General features: G+C 56.0%; 14 protein-coding genes. 5 read left to right on the top strand and 9 right to left on the bottom strand.

The features are described 5' to 3' along the window. Positions 1-23: 23 nt before the first annotated feature. The 3 genes from HRQ63_RS12405 to HRQ63_RS12415 all read right to left on the bottom strand — a co-directional run bounded on the left by HRQ63_RS12405 (position 24) and on the right by HRQ63_RS12415 (position 5,289). Complete coding sequence (locus HRQ63_RS12405; RefSeq protein WP_172244007.1) at positions 24-1,037, bottom strand: cytochrome d ubiquinol oxidase subunit II; 1,014 nt, start codon at positions 1,035-1,037, stop codon at positions 24-26. Continuing rightward, positions 1,034-2,404, bottom strand: coding sequence for a cytochrome ubiquinol oxidase subunit I (locus HRQ63_RS12410; protein WP_172244010.1), 1,371 nt, complete (start codon positions 2,402-2,404; stop codon positions 1,034-1,036). Before HRQ63_RS12410 ends, HRQ63_RS12405 begins: the two co-directional genes overlap by 4 nt. An 872-nt stretch (positions 2,405-3,276) precedes the next feature. After that, complete coding sequence (locus HRQ63_RS12415; protein ID WP_172244013.1) at positions 3,277-5,289, bottom strand: S9 family peptidase; 2,013 nt, start codon at positions 5,287-5,289, stop codon at positions 3,277-3,279. A gap of 246 nt (positions 5,290-5,535) precedes the next feature. Between HRQ63_RS12415 and HRQ63_RS12420 the strand changes: the two genes are divergently transcribed. After that, positions 5,536-6,303 carry a hypothetical protein gene (locus HRQ63_RS12420; protein ID WP_172244016.1) on the top strand — a complete coding sequence of 256 codons (768 nt, stop codon included), beginning with the start codon at positions 5,536-5,538 and terminating at the stop codon, positions 6,301-6,303. Positions 6,304-6,454: 151 nt separating this feature from the next. On the opposite strand, the gene HRQ63_RS12425 is transcribed toward HRQ63_RS12420, so the two are convergent. From HRQ63_RS12425 to HRQ63_RS12450, 6 genes are all read right to left on the bottom strand, one after another. Beyond that, positions 6,455-7,639 (bottom strand): phosphotransferase enzyme family protein, encoded by a 1,185-nt coding sequence (locus HRQ63_RS12425; RefSeq protein WP_172244019.1) that lies wholly within the window; start codon positions 7,637-7,639, stop codon positions 6,455-6,457. Positions 7,640-7,720: 81 nt separating this feature from the next. Further along, entirely contained in the window at positions 7,721-8,539 is an 819-nt protein-coding gene (locus HRQ63_RS12430; RefSeq protein WP_172244022.1) for an AAC(3) family N-acetyltransferase, read from the bottom strand. Next, entirely contained in the window at positions 8,536-9,102 is a 567-nt protein-coding gene (locus HRQ63_RS12435) for a GNAT family N-acetyltransferase (RefSeq protein ID WP_229714175.1), read from the bottom strand. Before HRQ63_RS12435 ends, HRQ63_RS12430 begins: the two co-directional genes overlap by 4 nt. 62 nt (positions 9,103-9,164) lie before the next feature. After that, complete coding sequence (locus HRQ63_RS12440; RefSeq protein ID WP_172244025.1) at positions 9,165-9,899, bottom strand: GNAT family N-acetyltransferase; 735 nt, start codon at positions 9,897-9,899, stop codon at positions 9,165-9,167. A 93-nt stretch (positions 9,900-9,992) separates the two neighbouring features. Continuing rightward, positions 9,993-10,343 carry a GNAT family N-acetyltransferase gene (locus HRQ63_RS12445; protein ID WP_172244028.1) on the bottom strand — a complete coding sequence of 117 codons (351 nt, stop codon included), beginning with the start codon at positions 10,341-10,343 and terminating at the stop codon, positions 9,993-9,995. 160 nt (positions 10,344-10,503) lie between these two features. Continuing rightward, positions 10,504-11,460: a GNAT family N-acetyltransferase gene (locus tag HRQ63_RS12450; RefSeq protein WP_172244031.1), complete on the bottom strand. Its 957-nt coding sequence runs from the start codon at positions 11,458-11,460 to the stop codon at positions 10,504-10,506. Positions 11,461-11,673: 213 nt separating this feature from the next. On the opposite strand from HRQ63_RS12450, the gene HRQ63_RS12455 reads away from it, so the two are divergent. The 4 genes from HRQ63_RS12455 (at position 11,674) to HRQ63_RS12470 (ending at position 15,761) form a co-directional block, all read left to right on the top strand. Beyond that, the gene (locus HRQ63_RS12455; protein WP_172244034.1) at positions 11,674-12,666 is read left to right on the top strand and encodes an AraC family transcriptional regulator; all 993 of its coding nucleotides are present in this window, start codon (positions 11,674-11,676) and stop codon (positions 12,664-12,666) included. A 97-nt stretch (positions 12,667-12,763) separates the two neighbouring features. Next, on the top strand, positions 12,764-13,207 hold the full coding sequence (locus HRQ63_RS12460) for a DUF6376 family protein (protein WP_172244037.1): 444 nt from the start codon (positions 12,764-12,766) through the stop codon (positions 13,205-13,207). Between the two features lie 303 nt (positions 13,208-13,510). Beyond that, complete coding sequence (locus tag HRQ63_RS12465; RefSeq protein WP_172244040.1) at positions 13,511-14,221, top strand: type 1 glutamine amidotransferase; 711 nt, start codon at positions 13,511-13,513, stop codon at positions 14,219-14,221. A gap of 271 nt (positions 14,222-14,492) precedes the next feature. Then, a complete protein-coding gene (locus tag HRQ63_RS12470) occupies positions 14,493-15,761 on the top strand; it encodes an MFS transporter (RefSeq protein ID WP_172244043.1) in 1,269 nt (422 codons plus the stop codon). Positions 15,762-15,914: the final 153 nt, after the last annotated feature.

Raw genomic sequence — 15,914 nt, forward strand, 5'->3', positions numbered from 1 at the left:
CTCCTTTAACTTTGACGAGCGACTTATTTTTTGCCTTTTACGTAATCCGCATCGAACAGGAACAGTCGGAAGACCAAGGCCAGCGACGGGATTAACAGCAGCAGACCCGCAATGAACACGACGACGAGCGCGATGCCCATCGCTTCTTGCGTAGCCCCGCCTTGGATGGTGATGTACGGGTCAAGAATGTACGGATAATGTCCGATCCCGTAAGCGAAAAAGGCGGTCAGGAATTGCAGCATCAGGCAGATGAAGGCCCAGCCGTAACGGCGACCTTTGTAGAGCAGCCACAGCACGATGAGGAAAAAGACAACCGACAGTCCGAGCAGCCACCACAGATCCATCATGTTTTGGAAATGGCGGTTGTTGTGCTGACTCAGGTACAGGACAGCCGTGAACGCGGCGATGATTGTCGGCGTGCTCCAGAACAACGCGTAGCCGCGCATCAGGTCGAGCGCAGGCTTGTCCTCGGCGCGGGAAGCGTAGAAGGCCAGAAACGACGCACTGATGAACAACACGGAAGTGACGGCCAGCGCCACGATGCTCCAAGCGAGCGGACTCGTGAACAGTTCCAAATATTGCAGCGTCACGACGCCGCCTTGTTCTACGATAAAGCCGCCTTCGGACAGTACCAGCGCGACCGAGAGCGAAGCCGGAATCAGCAAGCCGGTCGCGCCGTACAGGAACAGGAAAACGATGTTTTTCTTCGACCCGTAATTCTCGAACGCATAGAACGAACCGCGGATTGCCAGCAGAATGATCGCGATGCTTCCGGGAACGAGCAGGGCGGAGCCGTAATAGTGTGCCGCATCCGGGAAAAATCCGATCAAACCGACGAAGAAGAACACGAAGAACACGTTGGTAATCTCCCAAACCGGCGACAGATAGCGGGAGATCAGACGGTTGATCAAGTGGTCTTTGCCGGTGATCCGGGCGTAAAAGGCGAAGAACCCGGCGCCGAAATCGATCGAAGCGACAATCAGGTAGCCGTACAAGAAGATCCAAAGGACGGAGATCCCGAGAATTTCGTAACTCACGCCCGATCACCTGCTTCCTTGGCTTGCAGCGCTTGTTCTTTGGCTTTCGCGGCTTTTTCGAATTCGACTTCGGCCGGGTTATCGCGGAACAGTCGGCGCAGCACGATCACGCACATGGTGCCGAGCAGAATGTAGAGCAGCAGGAATACGAAAAAGAGATACACGATGCTCGGCGAAGTGGTTGCCGCTTCTTCGACCCGCATATAACCGCGGATCATCCACGGCTGCCGGCCGACTTCCGCGTAGAACCAGCCCAGCTCGACCCCGAGGAAAGCCAGCGGCGCGCCGAGTACGATAATGCGCAGCATCCAGCGGTTCAACTCGTTGCGCTTTTTCCAGAACAGAAGCAAGAAGAAGATGGCGGACATCGCAAGCAGAGCAAAGCCGACTCCGACCATGGCGTCGAACAGATAGTGAACGAGCAGGGGCGGTTGTTCGTCGACCGGGAATTCGTTCAGGCCCGTCACTTCCGCGTTAAAGTCGCTGAAAGCCAGGAAACTGAGCGCTTTCGGGATATGCAGCGCGCCCATGATCTCGCGTTCCGCATTCAGCCAGCCGAGGAAGATCAGGTCCGCGCCTTTTTCCGTCTCGAAATGCCATTCGGCGGCGGCCAGCTTTTCCGGTTGATGCTCCGCCAGGAATTTCGCCGAGACGTCGCCCGCGAGCGCCGTCAGGAAGCTGAATAGAAGCAGGACGGTCATCATGAGCTTGAGCCCTTTTTTCGCGTATTCGGTCACGCCCTTTTTCAGCATCGAGAACGCGGCGACGGCAGCGAGCAGGGCGGCACCGGTCATGTAAGCCGACGCCAGCACGTGGAAGACTTTGGACGGCGTCGCTTCGTTGAACATCGCTTGCAGCGGATGCACGGCCGTGAATTGACCCGCCTCCAGGATGAAGCCTTCCGGCTGGTTCATGAATCCGTTGACCGACGTGATAAAGAACGCCGACATCGCGGCTCCCAGCACGACGGGAACGGTCAGCAGCCAATGCAGATAAGGGTTGCGGAACCGATCCCAGGTGTACAAATAGATGCCGAGGAAGATCGCTTCGAAGAAGAAGGCGAACACTTCCATAAATAGCGGCAGCGCGATCACGTTGCCCGCAAGCTGCATAAAATTCGGCCAGACGAGCGCTAATTGCAGGGCGATCGCCGTGCCGGTCACGACCCCGACGGCGACGGAGATTACAAATCCCCTTGTCCATCTTTTTGCCATCAAGGTATAATGATTATCTTTTTTGCGGATACCCACGAATTCGGCGATGGATACCATCATCGGAATCGCGACCCCGATCGTGGCGAAAATAACGTGGAACGACAGCGTTAGCCCCGTGACCAATCTGCTCCACAACACCGTATCGACGACCATGCGGTAAATCTCCTTCCCGTTTTCCGTATTTCATTTTTATCAAGTGAATTGAGTCCAGTATATCGGGGCTTTTTGACGAAACGGTGATCGGAAAGGGCCATTTCAAAAAAGGGTCATAGATTTGCGGCAATTTTGTGAAAAAACGCACAAAAACCCTTTCGAGCCATTGTGTGCGAGTAAAAGATGTGGTATTTAAAACTTTTAATTTTATCAATTTTAAGTGAGGGGTGACTGTGAGGTTTGTCACTGTTTTGTGGTTGGGAGCCGCAGCGATCCCATTTCGACCTGCGCTTCGTTGTTCATTCCCCCTGTGATTGAATAAGAGATAAAGAGGTAGGGGGAATGAACAAAGGCGCTTCGGTTCGAAATGGGATCGCTGCTGGGGGGTGGGGGTAGAGGGAAGTTGCGAAAAGCTAACAAAATAAATAATTATCGATAAAAATCACTAACGTACATATCGAATGAATATCTATACGAAAAGCCCAGTCCGCGATCACGGACTGGGCTTTCTGAAGTAGGTTGAAGCAGCTTATCAAATCTAACGGATCGCATGTCCTTTAAAAGCATGGATGGGGCTGTTTGAAGATTTTAACGGATCGTATGTCCGTTAAACGCGACTTTGCCCGCTTTTTTGACTCAAAAACGATCAAATTTCATTTTAAGTGTCGTCTGGTTCCGTTAGAATTTGCAGACGTCTCAAATGGCTTCTAAGTGTCGTCTCGATCCGTTAAAATTTCGCGACTCCGACCGATTCTGTGCTTTTTGAGTCGCTCGGTTAGCGGTTTTGCATAACTTTTTGCGGTCCGGAAGCTGCGGTTACAATGTTCTCGATCGATGGCTGCGTCTCGCTGAACGCGGACGTGTTTTTGTCTTTACAAATACTCGTCCATCCACCCCGCAATATGCGACAACCGCGCCACTCTCAGCGACGGGTGTCCGCCTCGCGACAGATCATGGCTGGCGCCAGGGAAACGAACCAACCGAGTTTTCCGCCCAAGCCGTTTCAACGCGATGTAATACTGCTCGCCTTGCTCGATCGGGCAGCGGAGATCTTGTTCGCCGTGCAGGATCAGGATCGGCGTGCGGACCTGCTGCACGTACGCGATCGGGGAGTGTTTCCACAGCAGCTCGGTATCCTGCCAAGCGTCGCCGCCGATCTGGTCTTCCGTGAAATAAGGCCCGATATCGCTGACGCCGTAGAACGATACCCAGTTGGAGATCGAGCGCTGCGTGACAGCGGCTTTGAAACGGTCGGTGTGGCCGACGATCCAGTTGGTCATGAAGCCGCCGTAGCTGCCGCCCGTCACGCCGAGGCGCGACTCGTCGATGAACGCATACTTTTCTAGCGCATGGTCGACGGTTTCCATCAGGTCCCGATAATCGCCTCCGCCGTAGTCCCCGCGGCAAGCGTTGACGAACTCCTGTCCGTAACCGTGGCCGCCGCGCGGGTTGGAGAAGATGACGGCGTAGCCTTTGGAAGCCAGCAGTTGGAATTCGTGCATGAAGGTGTTGCCGTACATCATATGCGGGCCGCCGTGGATCTCGAGGATGGTCGGCACTTTTTTCAAAGAAGAATCGTCAAAGCCTACCGGCTTCATGATCCACGCCTGCACCTTCCAGCCGTCTTTCGTCTCGACCCAGAACGATTCCGGCGCGCTCAGTTCATGTTCGCTCAACCATTCGCTGTTCGAGTCGGTCAATCGCGTTTCTTCCTTTGTCCCCGGAGAGAAACGATACAGATCGCCCGGATTCAACGGATCGGAGATCGCCACGACGAATCCGCCCGCGTGGTCCGGGGTCAATTGATACACGTCGCGATCGCCGTCCAGCAGCACTTCATGACCGGAGCCGTCCGCCGCAAAACGGGCCAGGCCGGCGTTTCCGTGATGCGTGAACAGCGCGTATACGGAGCTTCCGTCTTCGGAGAAGAGCGGTTCGGGCGCGCCGAGACCGGAACGCATATCGCCGACCACCACGTTTCCGACATACAGGTCTCGGTCGTTCACCAACGAAGTGATATCGCCGCCTTCGACCGGAATACTGTACAACCGGTTCAGCGTCGCGTTATGGTACGACCGGTCGCTGCCGAAGAAAGCGATTTTCGAGCCGTCCGGGGAAAAGGCAGGCTGCCCGATACTCCACTTCGAATCCGTCAGCTTGCGGCGATTGCCGCCGTCCGCGTCCGCCACGTACAGATCGCTCACCAGCAGCAGATCCGGATCGGACTCGTCGCCGTTCTCCGGAATATAAGCGGAAAACGCGATCTTGGAGCTATCCGGCGACCAGACAAAACCGCCCGCGTCGAAATCGCCGGATGTCACCGCTTCGGCTTCGCCGCTCACCGCATCCACGACGAACAAATGCGTCCGTTTGCCGTTCCACAGCCCCGATCCGTCTCCTCTATAGCGCAGGCGGTCGATCACGATTTCTTTGAGCGGCTTATCTTTGGAATCTTTGTCGTTCGACTTGTCCGCTTCCTCTTCGGAATCGTTTTCGCCGACTTGCGACGCAACAAGCAGTTTCGAGCTGTCCGGCGACCATCTGAACGCTCCGACGCCGTTCGGCAGATTCGTCAGCACGCTGGCTTCGCCGCCCGATGCCGGGAGCAGCCAGATTTGACGCTTGTCGCCGTCTTTGCGCGTGAACGCCAAATGAACGCCGTCCGGCGACCACGCCGGGGAAGCGTCCTGCTCGCCCGAAGTCAGCAAAATATCCCGGCTGCCGTCGGCGAGAAGGGCGCGAATGCGGGTGACGTAACCGTCGCGTGCCTCGTTAACCGTTCGCTGCGTATACGCGATACGTCCGTCCGCTTTCGATACGTCAGGTGCGCCCACCCAAGTAAAACGATACAAATCTTCCGCGAGCAGTCCGCGTTTTTCACTCATTGCTTACGCCTCCTATGTATCAAGCTGTGATTTCGTATTCTTTTATGATACGGGATGTACGGATAATCGGCAAACGTAACAAGCAAAGGAAGTAAGCAAAAAATAAGGGGGCTTTTTTATTTTCGGAAACGTCTCTTTTGCGACCTCCGATTCATTGGCTCATGGTTAAATATGCCGTAGAATCGATATTAATCGATAAAGAAGACAACAAATGCATGCTTTTCGGAAGGATGACACAAACAGCAGATGAAGGCGACGGATGAAATTTTGCGAGTATGGAAGCGATTCGACGATTTCCCGATGGAGACTTTGACGAAAGCTTGGCTGCACGCCAGCGGAGATCGTTTTAAGCCGAGAAGCGTCGACTTGATGCGGGAGCAGCGCGAGCAATACGGGACGTCCGGCAACTGTTTCGATCTCGCGCTGTGGCTGATCGACGAGCTGCGAAGCGAGGGGATCGTTTGCTATCCGGTCGGCGAAAAGCTCGGAACCGAAGACGCGCACGGCGCGGTGATCGCGCTGGACAAGGAAGGCAACAGATATCTGTGCGATCTCGGCGATCAATGGATTCAGCCTATTTTGGTCGATCCCGGCGCGGAAGGGTATACGGAAGCGGAGCTGCCCGGCTTTTTCCCGGGCGCGCGCATTGCGGTCTTCTCGGACGGCGTTCATGCGAAGATTCGCTATATCCGCCCGAACGGCAAAGAAAGTCGTGCCGTGTTCGATCTGAAGCCTGCCGGGGAAGCCGAGTTTCGGGAAGCGGCGGCACATTCGCAGAGTCTCTTGTCGCTGCCGTTAGTCGAAAGACGGATGAAAATGTGCACGACCGGCCGCATCGTGCACTGGGAATACGAACGGGGCGAGGCGAAGATCAGCAGTGATCGCGGTTTGTTTAGGGAAAGCGAGCCATACGGCGAAGATACTTGGGCTAGGCGCATTTCCCGACGCTCGGGCATAGACGAGACCGTGGTTCGCATGGCGCTGGACGTGTACGAGGCGGAAGGCTTAATTTAAAACGGGTTGAAAAAGGACGGGATGCGGCGATGAAGCCGCGTTTCCCGTCCTTTTTGCGTGAGGAGTCGCGCGGCTGTTCGCCGCGTCTTGCATGCGACGTTTCAGAACCGCGCAAACCAACGATGCGAATCGGCTAAGGCACTGCTTTCCGCTATAAAGCCGAAGCCGTATCCGCCGCTTTGCCCAGCGGATGGCGGCGGAATTCTTCCGCAAACCCGGCGAGCCAGTCTTCGCCGAAGTCCAGCGCCCCGTCGCATAGCGGCGCAATCTCTGCATCCAGCCCCATTGTCCAGAAGCGGCGGACGAGCCTGAAGAGCTCCACCGCCGCTTCGTCGGCGGCCGAGAAAGATCTAACGGATCGATAGCCTTCCAAAAAGGCTTGCCACAGTGGTTCGATCCGCTCGGACTGCTGCCGTTTGCGGTTTTTGACTTGGGCCAAATCCCAGGCCCGCCAGCCCGGCGCGGCAAATTCGAAGTCGAAATGCGTGAAGCGGTCGACCTGACGCAGCGCATTGTTGTTGCCGTGCATATCGCCGTGGCACAGGCCGAAATCCAATCCGCCGGAGACGGCTTCGGAGGCAGCCGCTTCAAGCCCCTGCGCGTAGCGGCGCAGGAAAGGCGCCTCCGGATGATCCTCGCCGATCTGGGCGAGGATCATCCGGAGCGGAGCGCGGAGCAGCACCTCCGCGTCCGCCGGCGCGCGCGGCGGCAGGGGCTCGGCGGCGCGTGCCTCGCCGCTGAACGCGCGCGCTGCGCGCTCCGGCGGCTCCGAAGCAGCCGCCTCGGCCGCGCCGTTTGCCGCGCGCCCGGCGCCGCGGACGGCGTCAAAGTCGCCCGCCGCCGTCCGCGGCGATACCCGGTCCATCGCCGCGTGCAGCTCGGCGGCGGACCTCCCGAACGCGATGCAGGAAGCTTCGTCCTGCATGAGGTCTTCCGCGCCTTCGGCTTCGCGGAACAAAGCCGCGAAGCGAACGCCCTCCGGCGCAGGCAGCGCCGAAAACAACCGGCCGCCCGCAAGCCGCACGGCAGGCGACGCTTCCGCTGCCGTGCCGAGCAGCTCCGCTTGCAGCCGTTCGAGCAGCTCCAGCTCGAACGCAATATCGCTTTCGCGCGATTCGGCGCGATAGATACGCAGCATGTACGCGCCGCCGTCCTGCGTGCGGACGCGGTATGTATCGTTCAGGCCGCGCAGCCAGTAGCGGCATTCGGTCCACTTGCCGAGAGCGTAAAGATCGGACAAACGGCGTTCTATATAAGTCGATCGCAAAATAGAGCGGCTGGCGATCGGTTCTTCGTCGGTTTTTGCATGTTCAAAATGAGGCTTCGAAAGATTCATGGCTGCAACGCTCCTTTTTATGCGGTTGATCAGTTCGTTTGATGGCACAGACAGGGGCAATCAAAGACCGATGCCGCCGCGTTAACGCCGATTCCGGTTCATCCAATCCAACGCATAATCGACCATTTCCCGCTGCGGCATAAGAAAGCTCGCAGCGTTGCCGATCCGTCCTTCGCGAACCCGAGCGGTATCGGCTCGAAAATCGTCGAAGATCCGGCCGAAATCGTCCGAGTCATTATTGATATCCGTATAGGTCGTCCAACGTTCTTTGCCGTCGATCCGCATTTTGACGCCCCATATTTTCGGTTTGACGAAGGTATTGTTTTGGTTGTACTCCGCCAAATGCAGCGATGTATTCGAATCGGTCGGCGCGCCGAGCAGCAGGATCTGCGCGCCGCGTTCGTACAGCCGTCCGAGCGGAGAAGTCCCGCTTAGCGCGTAATGAAGCGGGTGATGTCCGGCGATCGCTTCCGCGTCCGCTCCCCGAGCGGCAAAAGACATATGGGGATGATCGCTGCGGCGCACGCCTTTTTGCTTGCGGAAAGTCTCCGCGATAAAACCCATATGCGCCGTCGGCGTCAGATCGGGATCGTAGAGCGGCATGCCGTCTTTGATGATCTTAATTTCGTCTGTCGTTAAACTTCCGTCGTGCTCGTCCGGCTCGCAAAGCTGCTCGGTCTGCGTCGGCATGATCAGGTTTCCGGCATCGCCGATCGCGTCTTCGAGCGCTAAAATGACCGATACCGCTCCGCCTACAATCGGGCCAATAGAGCGGAGCGAGGTATGGGCGATGACGGTCATGCCCGGAGCGATGCCTAGTTCGACCAGATCGCTTGCGATCGTCTGCCGGGTATGCAGGTTGCGGTTACTTTCATGCTTCTGCTGCCCGTATCCGGTCATAGCGGTCGCACCATATGAATATCGAACGGTTCTTTCATCAACATTTCCGGATCGGGCTCGATCGCGTTTTCGCTGCCCAAGCTGCGGTAAAATCCGACAGCCGAGCGGCTTTCGGTCGATGAGACATATAACGACTTCGCGCCGCGCGCGGAAGCTTCCCCACTCAGAAGCTGCATCAATCGCGTGCCGATTCCCCGCCTGCGGTAAGCTCGGCCGACGTACATCAGATCAATCGGCAGCGTATCGTTTTGCGATCCGATTCTTCGATGTCCCAGCAAGCCGAAGCCCGCCAGGCGATCACCGTCGTAACCGCCGATCGCCGCGCCTCCGTTTTCCAACTCGGAGCAAAAGCGAAGCTGAAGCTCTTCAAGCTGTGCAGCGTTCCAACCCGGACATTCTTGCCCAACTTCGATCCAGGTTTCTTGTCCGTTTTCAATCCGGCAGATTTGCCCGATCCATTCCGAACGGTCGATGTGAGCGAGATCCTTAACATCGTCAAGGCCCATCTTGCGAAAAACGATAGCAGGGTGCTTCGGAGCTACCTCGTTTGTTCTTGTTTTCATGCTTGATTCCTCCTAAGCTGCAAGCGTACGCCTCCAGAATCGTTGGATGCGCAGATTGCCTTTTAATCTTCGTCCGGTTTGATGACGTCCCAGGTCGCGAACGGCGAGAAACCGGAAGCTTGGGCCAAGCGAATAGAAGACACATTATCGGGCTGGCAGCGATATTGGGGTTCGCAGCCCAGTCGTAAAGCCTGCGCGCCGATTGCCCGTACCGTCTGCTTTCCGAAGCCTTGACCTCGGAACTGCGGCAGCGTGATCACGCCCAGGTCCGCGAAGGAGGTTCCTCTCCACGGATACATGCTGGCGGCCGATACCAGTCGGTCTTCGACGAAGCAGCCGAACGCGAGCCAATGATCCAGCTCGACGAACGCTTCGTCCATATCGTCTTCCGGGGCCTCCGAGACGAAATCTTCAAAAGCGTCGGCATCTTCGGACGTCAACTGTCGAACCGCAGCCGGGAAGCTTTCGTTATGCAGAAGCTTTTGTTGCTCATTCGAAAAGTAAAATAGATGGTCCGCGCCGTTCAACTCGATGCCTGCAAGCTGCATCGCTTCGAAAATCGTCTGTTTATCGGCTTCGCTGCCTGGATTCAATCCGGTTCGCCGCGCCATTTCCGGCAGCATGGAGAGAAAGCCTCCCGAGCCGATCGGATCAAGCAGCATGACGCTTCGGGACGGGGGAAGCTCTCGATCGACGACGATGCGGTATTGTCCGGGGTGCGGACGATCGCGGTCGGTCAGCCAATACTTGTTCACCTTATCGGAAAAAACAGGGAATGAAGAGTAAGGTTCAAGCATGGGAATCGCTCCTTTTTTCTTGTCGGTTATGAATCGTGAATCTGCTAAACCGACGATTGTCCGCTTTCGAACGCTACAGCGCGAGCAGCTCGTTCATCTGTTCCTCCTTGCATAATGCTTGTACGCGCCCTCTTCCAGCTTAACCTCGCCCAGGTCCTCGAAGCCGCATTTTTGCAGTACGCGGTTGGACGCGATATTGTCGGGCTTGGCGAGACCGTGAATGACGTTCGTATCGGTGTTGGCAAACAGCCAATCGGTAAGGGCGGTAACGGCCTGCGTCATGTAGCCTTTTCCCAGGCAATCTGCGGATAACCCGTACACGATTTCGCGATTGGGAACAGGGAGCTCGTCTTTGAGTTCCGTGCAGCACCAGCCGACGAATCGTCCGCTAGAGCGTTTTCCAAAAAGGCCCGGTTGCCCGGGATCTCGTAATCGCGCAGCCAAAGGCGGCGGGTCTTCCGATCGACTTCCCAATCCGGCAAAAACTCGCGAATATGCGGTTCTGCCGTTATGGCGCAAAAATCGTCCAAATCTTCGGGCAGAAATTCGCGCAGCGGGGCGCGTCTTCGAGATTCGAATACGCGCCCGCGTTCAATTTTGTTTTTTAAAGCTCGGTCGCGTAGCGGTGTTCTTCGGTCTCGATCTCGAAGCCTGCCGATTTGTAGACGCTCAGCGCGTTTTCGTTCATCGCTTCCACGTCGAGTTCGGCATCTTCGCAGCTTTTGGCATGGATTTCATGCAGCGCCCGCGCCAACAGAGCCGAAGCCAGTCCTCGTCTGCGATACGGTTCGCGAACCAGCACCTCTTCGATCTCGCCGGTCTCGTTGTCGGAAATCCAGTACATAAGGCTTGCGACCGGGCGGTTTTCCGCAAAAATTTGCAGCATCCGCCATTGGTCGCGCGCGACGATTTCGTTCAGCCGCTCCGCGCCGATCGGCGTTTCCGGCCAGATCTCCAGATCGAGCGCCAGATAGTCCGCTGCCTGTTCGGCGCTTAGCGCATCGAACGTTTTCCATTCGAATCCTGCAGGCAGTTCCGGCTGCGGCAGCGTGCTTTCATTGAAGTTGCTCAGGTCGCGACACATGCGGTATTGTTTTTTCAACAGGAAAAATTCCGGGCGCTGCGCAAAATGCGCCGTGTTCTCCGCTTCTTCCGCAAAGTTGCCGAATCCGAAAATCGTTCCGTGCGAAGTCGGAAGCTCGGCTTTCAACTCCAGCGCCCGCGCATGCAGCACATCGTACATGTCGTTGAACAGGGCGGCATCGTTCACGTGCCCCGGCAGCGTTTTGATATTGAAAAAGATGCGGTGTTTGGCGGACAGGTCCGCATGATCCGGCACGACGCTGAACGTTTCGACCTGGCCTTTGGCGATCATGACGTCTCCGTCGAAAGCGCAGTACACGTTACGCCAATTTTCTTGTTCGCCTACCCACCAGAAGACGACGCGTCGTCCTTCCGCTGCTTGGTTATACAAGGCACCGAGTGCCGGGAAGTCGCTTTCGCTAAAGTTACGGATAAGGAACGTAGAATTCGAATCGTTTCGATTGACGGGAGTATGCATAATAAAAGCCTACCTTTCCGGCAGTAATCTGCCTGTTTCCAGTATGCGGCAAGCAGGGGAGGGAGAAATGAACCGATCTTGCGCATCTTGCGGTCGAAAAGCTTCGGGAGACGGAATGCTTTCGGCTGACGGTGCCTCCTTTTTTTGTTAGGATAGAAGCACAATGATGGAGTTCGGGAAAAACCGGGCCGGAGACGGAAGAGAGAAAACAGGATGAACGAAAGATCGCAGCAGCACCCGGAAATGAAAAAAGAAATCGAGGGACGCGCCGCCGAGCGGACTTTGATCGGCGGGAGCGATACGATCGGCACGATCGAACGCGTGCTGGAGGAGGTCGAGCGCAGACTGGCGGACAAGATCGTGCTGGACGAATTGGCTGAGCATGTCCATTTGTCCAAATTCCATCTGCACCGCTTGATGCGCGCCGCGACGGGCCTGCCGCTGATGGAATACATTCGTGCCCGCAAACTGTCCGCAAGCGCGCACGATTTGTTCGAGCAGCGAAGCGGGGGAACGGTGTTGGACACGGCGCTGGCCTACGGATTCGACCATGAGCAATCGTATATTCGCGCTTTTAAAAGGCAGTTCGGGGTGACGCCCGCGCAATTTCGCCGAGGCACCGAGGAGATCCGGTTGGTCGAGCGATACGATACGTCCGTGCTCAAAGAAATCCGGGAAGGCGTCGTATTCGAGCCGACCTTCGTGATGAAGCCGCGCAGTCTGTATGCCGGGCGAAGAGCGACGATCCCGATCGCGGAAAATTTCGAACGCTACACGGCGAACGCGCACGGCGTTTCTTTTTTCTACGGCGAGCACGGCAAAATCCCGCGTAAGCTGAAGCCGAGCGTCTATATCGGATTGACCTTGTATCCGCCCGAATGCTCGCCGAAAGCGACGGATTATTTGACCTCCGCCGAGGTTTCTTCATTGGAAGGATTGGAGCGCGACTGGGATACCGCGGTGATTCCGGCAGGCAAATACGCGGTGTTCAAATACATCGGACGCTTCCATCCCGAGAATCTGACCATTCACCAGCTCAACGATATTTGGAACTACATGGACGAATGGATCATGCGCTCCCCGTACGAGCAGGCACACGGCCACCATTTCGAATATATCGACGCGGCGCTTGCGAGAGCAGACTACTGCGAAGCGGATTTGTATCTGCCGATTCGGGACCGCGAAGTGCCGCAATCGGAATCATGAAAGATTTTTCATCCGTTTATAAGGGGGAAATCCGAAACCTGAGGGCACCGGGCGGAGTATGTAACGCACAAACTTTCAAGAGGAGCGTGCATAACGCATGAAAAAAATCATTCTGGCCCTGACCCTGTTTGCCGTCCCGCTTGCCGGTTGTTCGGCGGTCGAAGAAGTGGGTCGCTCCGTCAACTATACAAGCGACGCGGTCGCATATATTAATGACGCTTCGCAATGGGCGCAAGAACTGCCGCAAATGGCCCAAGACGCCGCAACCGACCCGCAAGCTCAAGAACAATTGAAGCAGGAACTGGACCAGGTCCAGCAGCGCGCTTCCGAATTCGCCCAAACCGAAGTTCCCGAATTCGCGCAGGACATCCACCAGCAGTTGACCGGGTATAACGAAACGCTGAACACGCAGATCGACGATATTCAGCAGCGGATCGAAGCCGGGGAATTTACGCCGGAGATGCTGCAAAATTCCCAGGTCATGCAGACGATTCAGGATATCCGCGGGTTGATGGATCAGGTGCAGCAGTTGGGGCAATAAAAGATAAGTTGAACGACATCAAAACCACTTATGAGCTTCCTCCGATTTCATCCTTGAATCCTCTTACTCAACCCTGCCTTCTCAACGACAGAAAGCTCCGACTTGTTCGGAGCTTTCTGCCGTTGAGAAGCCCGTTTTGCATCGCAGCCGCCCCACGCTTCCCCGCAAATAAGAGCCTCTCGATTCCGCACAACCCGCAGCTGTTTGCACGAAACCACCATTAATTTGCAACCTTCCCGAATCCCTTGTCGGCGTCAGGTTCGACTCTCTATAATGAGCAGAAAACAGAAGGAGCGGTAGCCGATGAACGTGATTCTGCTCAAACATTTCGATTTCGACGATCCTGCCGTCTTTACCGATTGGGCGAAATCGGAAGGCCATCGCCTGACGATCTTGAACCCGACGCAGCAGCAGCTCGATCCGTCGCTTCTGGACGACACGGGTCTGCTCATCATCGGAGGTTCGCCGACCAGCGCGTATGAAGATGATCAATACCCTTGGCTTGCGCCGGAAAAAGCCTTTGTCAAAAACGCAATCGACCGCGAGATCAAAGTTTTCGGCATTTGCTTCGGCGCGCAAATGCTGGCCGGGCTGCTCGGCGGCCGTGCCTATCCGCACTCGTTGAAGGAAATCGGCTGGCATACCATTCAACGCAATGATGAAGCGCATCCTGCATTGGCCGCGTTGCCGGACAGTTTCCGCTCGCTGCAATGGCATGGGGACACCTTTGACTTGCCGCCGGGTGCGACTTTGCTTGCAGGTTCCGAATATTGTGCGAATCAGGCTTACGCATGGGGAGATCATGTACTTGCGGTACAGTTTCACCTGGAGACGTCGTCGCCTTGCATCCATACGATGTTAGATGTCTGGGAGAGCGATCTAAAGCCGGATATCCCTTCGATTCAGCGTTCGGCGGACATTGTGCAGGAGAGTGAACGAACGGTGGAATCTTTTGCTATGCTGCATGGAATTCTGAATGCTTTCGCGGATATGAGTCCCGTTCAGAAAATTTAAATTTTATTGCAACATTTTTCTTGAAAACCTCTGTACCAACCAGTAATTTTCGGTATAATCTTTCATGAGAAGAGGTCGATCCGGAGATCCCGAATCGACCTCTTTTTGTATCTGGTTAGAGTAAAAGGGCTCGCAGAAGGATCGATTTAATTTGGATATAAATCGTTTTCGGAAAACTGGGCGAGATCAAGATCCGCATCGTGCCGTTTGACGGTCGGTTTTTTATTGCGATGTTACAGGTTCAAGAAGCTGAAGGAGGACTGAACGACGTTTGAAAAAGCTGGTCTGGATGGGGAGCCTGTTTTATCTCCTCATGGGTTTCATCAAAGTTACTGTCGCTTCGATTATTACGGTACTGCTGCCGCTGTATGACCGTGTGTACACGGATGCGGGCGCGCTGATCTTTATCGAATTCGGCGCTTCGATCTTCGGCATGCTGATCCAGCCGTGGCTGGCGAATCGCATGTCCAAAAAGACGATGCTGCATATCGGAGCCTGGGGCGTGGCGGCTTCGTATCTGCTGATCGCGTTCCTGCCGCCGTGGCCGCTGCTATTGGTAGGGTTCGCGCTCGCCGGCTTCTTGGGCGGAATTATCGAGTCGGTCATCGCCGCCGTTATTTTGGAAGGCCTGCAATCGAATGCGGCGATCGCGATGAGCCGACTGGAAGTGGCTTTCGGCGTAGGGTCGTTGATTCTTCCATTGGTGATCGGCATGCTGATCGTGAGCGGGTTCTGGAATTATGCGCTGTTCGGCATTGCCGCGTACTGCGTATTCCTGTCGTTGTTCGTCCGTTTCGTTCGCTTCGGAGATGCCGAGCCGTTGTTCAAACCTGCTTTTAAAGCCGAAGTGCCGAATGCAGTTCCGTCAGGCGCGGCTTCATCCGGTCCGGTGGGCGCAGTTGTGGCTGCCGCTGCAACCAATCACCCGTCCGCAAGCAAGAAACGCATTCTTCGGGCACCGGGCGCGCTGATGCTGCCAGCCTTCATCTTGTTGTTCTTTTTCTACGGAGCAACGGATATCGGCCTGGTCAATTATCTGCCGTCGCTGATGTTGGAGACCGGCATGGCCGATGCGGCTACGGCTCCGATCAGCGTGACCGTGTTCTGGGCCGCGATGATCGCGGGTCGGATGTTCGCGGGGTACGAAGCGGAGAAGCTGGGATATCGCAAGTATCTGTTTATCCATTGGGGCGGCATGATCGTGCTGCTGTCGCTGTTCGCGATCAATCGTAACGCGGTCATCGGCTATGCGCTGATCGTCTTGCTGGGGCTGACGTTGTCCGGTCTGTACGTGGTAACGCTTGTCTACGCCAAGACGCTGATGCCGCGCAATATCGCGCGCAACACCAGCATTTTGATGGCGGGCTGCGCGGTCGGCGGGGGATTGTTCTCCGTCACGGCGGGACGCATGCTGGATGCGCTGCCGCCTTCCTACGTGCAGTGGATGATGGCGGGTATCGCGCTTCTAAGCCTGTTGACGTATATCGTGTACGCGAAGGAGCGTCAGGCGAAGCCGGCTTCGGAACTTGCGCAGGCATAAGATTTTTTTTGAACGAATGAGCGTCAAGCCGTTTTGGTACGCGAAAGCTTTTGCGGCATATTGCAAGCCACTTTGTCATTCGAGACAAAGTGGCTTTTTTTAAGATGCCCCTATCTTTTATAATGAACGGATACTTCCATAACCAGAAAGGAG

The organism is Saccharibacillus endophyticus, from assembly GCF_013185185.1.
GTDB classification, from domain to species: domain Bacteria; phylum Bacillota; class Bacilli; order Paenibacillales; family Paenibacillaceae; genus Saccharibacillus; species Saccharibacillus endophyticus.

Coding starts and splice junctions, on each gene's coding strand:
- HRQ63_RS12410 (WP_172244010.1), bottom strand. CDS start 2,404: ATGGTCGTCGATACGGTGTTGTGGAGCAGATTGGTCACGGGGCTAACG.
- HRQ63_RS12415 (WP_172244013.1), bottom strand. CDS start 5,289: ATGAGTGAAAAACGCGGACTGCTCGCGGAAGATTTGTATCGTTTTACT.
- HRQ63_RS12420 (WP_172244016.1), top strand. CDS start 5,536: ATGAAGGCGACGGATGAAATTTTGCGAGTATGGAAGCGATTCGACGAT.
- HRQ63_RS12425 (WP_172244019.1), bottom strand. CDS start 7,639: ATGAATCTTTCGAAGCCTCATTTTGAACATGCAAAAACCGACGAAGAA.
- HRQ63_RS12430 (WP_172244022.1), bottom strand. CDS start 8,539: ATGACCGGATACGGGCAGCAGAAGCATGAAAGTAACCGCAACCTGCAT.
- HRQ63_RS12435 (WP_229714175.1), bottom strand. CDS start 9,102: ATGAAAACAAGAACAAACGAGGTAGCTCCGAAGCACCCTGCTATCGTT.
- HRQ63_RS12440 (WP_172244025.1), bottom strand. CDS start 9,899: ATGCTTGAACCTTACTCTTCATTCCCTGTTTTTTCCGATAAGGTGAAC.
- HRQ63_RS12450 (WP_172244031.1), bottom strand. CDS start 11,460: ATGCATACTCCCGTCAATCGAAACGATTCGAATTCTACGTTCCTTATC.
- HRQ63_RS12455 (WP_172244034.1), top strand. CDS start 11,674: ATGAACGAAAGATCGCAGCAGCACCCGGAAATGAAAAAAGAAATCGAG.
- HRQ63_RS12460 (WP_172244037.1), top strand. CDS start 12,764: ATGAAAAAAATCATTCTGGCCCTGACCCTGTTTGCCGTCCCGCTTGCC.
- HRQ63_RS12465 (WP_172244040.1), top strand. CDS start 13,511: ATGAACGTGATTCTGCTCAAACATTTCGATTTCGACGATCCTGCCGTC.